Origin of the sequence: Actinoplanes sp. NPDC048791, assembly GCF_040650095.1 — a bacterium.
GTDB lineage: Bacteria > Actinomycetota > Actinomycetes > Mycobacteriales > Micromonosporaceae > Actinoplanes.
Window position 1 is genome coordinate 1 of the sequence record NZ_JBEZGQ010001083.1, and the last position, 2,700, is coordinate 2,700.

Here is a 2,700-nt window from a genome sequence, read left to right on the forward strand (position 1 = left end):
GCCACCGCCTCCTCGACCAGGGTGGACTTGCCGATGCCGGCCTCACCGACGATCAGGGCCGCGCCACCCTCGCCGGCTGCCGCGGCGGCGCGCAGCCGGTCCAGGGCAACGACCTCGGGCACCCGGCCCACCAGAACCACGGGCCCAGCGTAACTACGGCGTGACCGCGATCTCCGCGCCGAGCCGGTAGCCGTCGCACAGTTCCAGGTCGTCGCCGCTCCAGAAGCGGCCCGGGTCGTACCAGCTCGGCTGCTTGCCGTGCGGCAGCAGGCCCATGTCCTCGTAGGTCACCGCGACCACCTCGGCGCAGTACGCCGTCTCGAGGTCGGCCTCCTCGGCCCCGGGCTCCTGCCACGGCAGCCGGATGCGGGGCACCCGGCCACGGGCCCAGCGCCAGGCGAGCTGGGCGCTGGACGGGAACGGCGTGCCGTCGAGGCGGGCGACCGTCTTGAGCGCCTTGTCCTCCATCTCGGTGGTCACCGGCTGCTCCAGCTGCCGCAGCCAGCCGCGCTGGCCGTACCGCCGGGCCCAGACGGTGACCGCGTCACGCAGGTCGTGCAGCTGCACACCGCGCTGGAAGGTGCCCGACCACATGTCCGGCAGCGACTTGCCCAGCTCGGCGTGCCACATCAACGGTGGCATGTCCTCGATCACCAGCGACATGCCGACATGGTTCACCGGGCTGTTGGTCATCGCCTGGATGGCCCGGTCCGGGCCGGAGCGGCCACGGAACAGCCAGATGTCACCCGTACGCGTCAGATCTATGGCCTCGTCGAGGCTGATGTCGGCGACCACGTGTCTATCCTCAGCAGATGCGTTGGTGGAAGGTAGCGGGACTGGCCGGGCTTGCGGGAATCACAGCCACGGGGGTGGTGCTGGCTCGCTCCGAGCGGCGGCGCCGGGCCTACACCCCGGACGAGATCCGGGAACGGCTGCACGCGCGGGTCGCCGAGGGCACGGCCGACAAGGCGCCGGAGCCGTCCGACAGCGAGCGGGACTGACCTCAGACAACGTCGGTGTCCCGCAGCAGGGACCACAGGCCGGCGCCGTCCGGGGCCGCGAACCACGTCTTGCCGCCCGAGCCGACCGCCTCGGGTGTGCCCGACGGCCCGGGGACCGCGCCGGCCAGCACGGCCTGGGTCGGCGAGAGCCGGCGGATGGCCACGGCCGCCACGTTGTCCGGGTGCTCGCGCGCGAACTCGGAGTAGATCTCCTGGTCGTGCTGGCCGTCATCGCCGATCAGCAGCCACTTGATGTCCGGGAACTCGGCCGACAGCCGGCGCAGGGTGTTGCGCTTGTGCTCCTGGCCGCTGCGGAACCACCGGTCCGGGGTCGGGCCCCAGTCGGTGAGCAGCAGCGGGCCGGCCGGGTACAGGTGGCGGGACAGGAAGCGGGCCAGCGTCGGCCCCACGTTCCAGGCGCCGGTCGACAGGTAGAACACCGGCGCGCCCGGGTGGGCCGTGACCAGCCGTTCGTAGAGCACCGCCATGCCCGGGACCGCGGCGCGGGCGTGCTCGTCGAGAACGAACGTGTTCCACGCCGCGAGCAGCGGACGGGGCAGGGCGGTGACCATCACCGTGTCGTCGATGTCGGAGACGACCCCGAACTTGATGCTCGGGTCCACCACCCGGATCGGCGCCTCGACCGGCTCGGCACCCTCGGTGCTCAGCCGGACGCTGCCCCAGCCGGGCTCGAGGTCGCCCTTGACCCGGGTGTCGACGTAGCCACTGCGGTCGGTGCGGGTCTCGTGGACCTGGTCGCCGATCTGGATCCGCACCGGCGCGTTGTTGACCGGTGAGGTGGTGAAGCTGCGCCAGCCGCGCACCTTGTCGAGCGGCCGGGCCGAGCGGGTGCGCCGGGTCAGCACGACCCGGGCCATCACCCGGGCCCAGCCCGGGGCGCCGTAACCGGTGTACGCCGTGATCACCGGCGCCCAGCCGCGCTGCCGCAGCCGGCGTTCGATGATCTCGTGCACGGCGTCCTCGATGCGCGCGGCCCGGTGCAGCCGTACGGCAGGCGGGCGGCCCGCCGGGGTCAACGACACTTCGGCCTCCTGCCGTCCGTCATCAGCGACCCCGACGGTACCTGGCCTGCCTGAGTCCCGCCTCGTAAGTCCGGGTGCGGGCAGTCCGCCGGGTGACCACATTCCACTCTGGACGATCGCCGGCGGCTCAGTGCACTGCCAGCCGGGCCTTGGCCGGGCGCGCCGGCGTCCACTGCTGCTCGTAGTGCACGTCGCTGCCGGCCGGGACCCGGACCGTGCGGGCCTCGGCCCGCAGACCGCGCAGCGTGGCGGCGGCCCGTTCGGACTCGTGCCACGCCAGCCGCTCCTGCTCGGCCGCGGCCTGGTAGGCGGCGAATCGGTGCTCCCGCACGGCGGCCCGCAGCGCGGCCTCCTGGGCGACCGGGTGCCGCCGCGGGTTCCAGCTGCCGCGGTGCGCGAGCACCTCGTTGAGCTGCGCGATCGACAGCTCCCGGTGCCGGCAGGCCGCGGTGGCCATCCGGTGCAGGTTGCGCTCGCGGTCGGCGAGCTCGGTGCGGGTGCGGCGCTGCTTGAAGATCGGGAAGGCGGCCGCGGCGGCGACCCGGCGCGCGTCCCGGTCGGCCGCGTCGAAGGCCGCCCAGGCCGCGTCGACCTGCTCCTGGGCGCGTTCCCATTCGGCCCGGCGGCGACGGGACACCTCGGCGGCGCGGTCGGCG

The 2,700-nt window shown here is 73.9% G+C and carries 5 protein-coding genes; 1 reads left to right on the forward strand and 4 read right to left on the reverse strand.

All coding sequences use genetic code 11. The features are described from left to right. Both AB0C29_RS42465 and AB0C29_RS42470 read right to left on the reverse strand, forming a co-directional pair. Positions 1–140: AAA family ATPase (locus AB0C29_RS42465; RefSeq protein WP_360833199.1), on the reverse strand; the 140-nt coding region annotated here is incomplete at its 3' end. A gap of 13 nt (positions 141–153) precedes the next feature. Continuing rightward, complete coding sequence (locus AB0C29_RS42470; RefSeq protein WP_360833191.1) at positions 154–795, reverse strand: hypothetical protein; 642 nt, start codon at positions 793–795, stop codon at positions 154–156. Between the two features lie 17 nt (positions 796–812). On the opposite strand from AB0C29_RS42470, the gene AB0C29_RS42475 reads away from it, so the two are divergent. After that, positions 813–1,001 (forward strand): hypothetical protein, encoded by a 189-nt coding sequence (locus AB0C29_RS42475; protein ID WP_360833193.1) that lies wholly within the window; start codon positions 813–815, stop codon positions 999–1,001. Positions 1,002–1,003: 2 nt separating this feature from the next. On the opposite strand, the gene AB0C29_RS42480 is transcribed toward AB0C29_RS42475, so the two are convergent. Both AB0C29_RS42480 and AB0C29_RS42485 read right to left on the reverse strand, forming a co-directional pair. Then, positions 1,004–2,044 carry a phosphatase domain-containing protein gene (locus AB0C29_RS42480; protein WP_360833195.1) on the reverse strand — a complete coding sequence of 347 codons (1,041 nt, stop codon included), beginning with the start codon at positions 2,042–2,044 and terminating at the stop codon, positions 1,004–1,006. A gap of 127 nt (positions 2,045–2,171) precedes the next feature. After that, positions 2,172–2,700, reverse strand: a 529-nt coding sequence (locus AB0C29_RS42485; protein WP_360833197.1) for a hypothetical protein, incomplete at its 5' end; no start/stop codon positions are given.